Annotated in this window: 1 protein-coding gene and 1 pseudogene; one reads left to right on the top strand and one right to left on the bottom strand. The window is 70.2% G+C overall.

The annotated features are described in order from the left end of the window. A pseudogene (locus tag G3N99_RS39715) lies at positions 1-606 on the top strand (MFS transporter); the annotation flags it as partial. Between the two features lie 37 nt (positions 607-643). Here the strand turns inward: G3N99_RS39715 and G3N99_RS39710 are convergent. Further along, on the bottom strand, positions 644-1657 hold the full coding sequence (locus G3N99_RS39710) for a sugar-binding transcriptional regulator (protein WP_174941411.1): 1014 nt from the start codon (positions 1655-1657) through the stop codon (positions 644-646). Between the last annotated feature and the right edge of the window lie 210 nt (positions 1658-1867).

Here is a 1867-nt window from a genome sequence, read left to right as displayed (position 1 = left end):
TATCCGGGGCAGCAGGCCGGCGCGCGCGAGCCGGTGCTCGGCGTGATGACGCTGCCCGGCGTGCGGCCGGTGCTGACCGTGATGTTCGCGTACGTGCTTGCGCACAACATGCTGTACACCTACGTCGCGCCGTTTCTCGCGGGCGTGCGAATGGGCGAGCAGGTCGATGCGGTGCTGCTCGTGTTCGGTGTTGCGTCGCTGGTCGGCATTGCGCTGACGGGCGCCTGGATCGGCGCTGCGCAGCGACGCCTGACGCTCGTCAGCATCGCGCTGTTCGCGATCGCGGCGGCGATGCTTGGCGCCGGTTCAGGAATGGCGATCGTCTATGCGGGCGTCGCGCTGTGGGGGCTTGCGTTCGGCGGTGCGCCGACGCTGTTCCAGACGGCCACCGCGAACGCGGCAGGAGAGGCGGCCGACGTCGCGCAGTCGATGCTCGTGACGGTGTGGAATCTCGCGATCGCGGGCGGCGGCATTGCAGGCGGGATGCTGCTCGGCGCAACGGGCGCCGGTGCGATTCCGTGGGTGCTCGTCGCGCTGCTGGCGGCGGCCTGGGTCGGCGCGTGGCGTGCGCGCCGGCATGCGTTTCCGGTGCCGCACGCGGCTTGAGCAGTTTGACTGCCGCGCGCGGTGCGCGGCTTCGGCGTCAGGCGGCCTTTGCGTCGAGCGCGGCGCGCGCGCAGGTTTCGTCGGTGACGAGCCCCGACAGCCAGCCGCCGCGCAGCGCGGCGATCACCGCATCGCGTTTCTTCGGTCCGCCGGCGAACGCGATCGTCGGGCGCTTCGGCGGCGTGGCGAGCGACACGCTCGTCACGCGTGCGCTGGTCGACACGGCGATCTGCGTGCCCTGCGCGTCGATCGGCACGCCGAGCAGTTCGGCCACCGCGCCGAGCGCGGTCATCTCGTCGCGCTCCTGTTCGGTGATGAAGCCGTCTTCGTAGAGCGGGCAGTGCGGGCCGATGTTGCCGATCCCGACGAACGCGACATCGGCCTTGCCCGACAGCGCCTCGACGATCCGGTACAGCCGGTGATTGCACCACTGCGCGCGCTCGGCATCGCTGTCGGCGAACAGCGGCGCGGGCAGCAGGAAATGCTTGCTGCCGGTTTTCTCGGAGATGTACTGCGCGACGTCGTAGCGGTTCGACGAACCGTCGGCCGCGATCGCGCCGACCATCGATACGAGCCGGTGCTGCGGGCGGTCGATCTGCGCGATCTGCGCGACCGCGGCCTTCAGCGTCCGGCCGCTGCTGACCGCGATCACCATTGGCCGCGTTTCGTTCAGGTAGCGCTCCATCACCTGCGCACCGGCGACTGCGAGCTTGCGGTCGATCGCGTCGGGTGCGTCGGCATCGACGGGCACGACCTCGCACATCGCGAGGCCGTAGCGCTTCGACAGTTGCGCGCCGAGATCGAGACAGTCGGCGAGCTGGTGGTCGACGCGCACGCGGATCAGGTTCTTCTCGACCGCGAACGCGACGAGGCGCTGCGCGACCGGGCGCGACACCTGCAGCTTTTCCGCGATTTCGTTCTGCGTGTCGCCCGCGACGTAGTAGAGCCACGCGGCACGCGTGGCGAGATCGAGTTTTTCTGAGGACTTGGACACGATAGCGATTCGATTCGGATCTGGGGGGCGCCCCGCGGGCCGGCCGATGGGCCGCATGACGGCATCCACTGTACCGCATGTCGCGCGCGCGGCTGACTGCCGCCACGCGTGACGTGCGGCGCTTACGCGAGCCGGGTGCGTGACGGTTCGTACAGCGGCCGCACGTGGCGGTACAGCGCGCGGAATGCATCGAGGCGTTCGCGCAGCAGCGCATGGCGCGCGGCATCCGGCGTGTATTCGGCGCGCACCGGCGGCTTGGCCAGCACC

It is taken from the genome of Burkholderia sp. Ac-20392 (assembly GCF_017104585.1).
Taxonomy (GTDB): Bacteria; Pseudomonadota; Gammaproteobacteria; order Burkholderiales; family Burkholderiaceae; genus Burkholderia; species Burkholderia lata.
The sequence above is the reverse complement of the archived record's forward strand: the minus strand, read 5'-3'. Positions and strand labels throughout refer to the sequence as shown.